A 1,163-nucleotide genomic window follows, 5' to 3' on the forward strand; every position below is an offset into this window, starting at 1 on the left:
ATAACTTTAGCAACAACACCAGCACCTACTGTACGGCCACCTTCACGGATTGCGAAGCGCAGACCCTGATCCATCGCGATTGGTGCAATCAGGGTAACAATCATCTGAATGTTATCACCTGGCATCACCATTTCTACACCTTCTGGCAGTTCGATAGTCCCGGTTACGTCAGTTGTACGGAAGTAGAACTGTGGGCGGTAGCCTTTGAAGAACGGAGTATGACGGCCGCCTTCGTCTTTGCTCAGAATATAAACTTCTGATTCGAAAGTGGTGTGTGGCTTGATTGAACCTGGTTTTGCCAGTACCTGACCACGTTCGATTTCGTCACGTTTAGTACCACGCAGCAGCACACCCACGTTCTCACCCGCACGGCCTTCGTCCAGCAGTTTGCGGAACATTTCTACGCCGGTACACGTGGTTTTCGCCGTATCTTTGATACCCACGATTTCAACTTCTTCACCCACTTTAACAATACCGCGCTCTACACGACCGGTAACGACAGTACCACGGCCTGAAATAGAGAATACGTCTTCGATTGGCAGCAGGAATGGCTGGTCAATAGCACGCTCTGGCTCTGGAATGTAGCTATCCAGGGCATTAGCCAGTTCGATAATTTTCGCTTCCCACTCTGCGTCACCTTCCAGTGCTTTCAGAGCAGAACCACGGATGACTGGTGTGTCGTCGCCTGGGAAATCGTACTGAGACAGCAGCTCACGCACTTCCATCTCAACCAGTTCCAGCAGCTCTTCGTCGTCTACCATGTCACATTTGTTCAGGAACACGATGATGTAAGGAACGCCTACCTGACGACCTAACAGGATGTGCTCACGAGTCTGTGGCATTGGACCGTCAGTTGCTGCAACTACCAGGATAGCGCCGTCCATCTGAGCAGCACCGGTGATCATGTTTTTCACGTAGTCGGCGTGGCCTGGGCAGTCAACGTGCGCATAGTGACGGCTTGGCGTATCGTATTCTACGTGCGAAGTAGAGATGGTGATACCACGCGCTTTTTCTTCTGGCGCGTTATCGATCTGGTCGAATGCACGAGCGTTACCACCGTAGGTTTTAGCCAGTACAGTAGTGATGGCAGCAGTCAGGGTAGTTTTACCATGGTCAACGTGGCCGATAGTACCAACGTTAACGTGCGGTTTTTTACGTTCAAA

The 1,163-nt window shown here is 51.1% G+C and carries 1 protein-coding gene; it reads right to left on the minus strand.

Features of this window, described 5'->3' with window-relative positions; all coding sequences use genetic code 11:
• The coding region (tuf, locus tag C5471_RS23290) for an elongation factor Tu (protein ID WP_166296583.1) at positions 1–1,163 on the minus strand (1,163 nt) is incomplete at both ends.

This window comes from Photorhabdus tasmaniensis (assembly GCF_011189505.1).
Lineage (GTDB): Bacteria > Pseudomonadota > Gammaproteobacteria > Enterobacterales > Enterobacteriaceae > Photorhabdus > Photorhabdus tasmaniensis.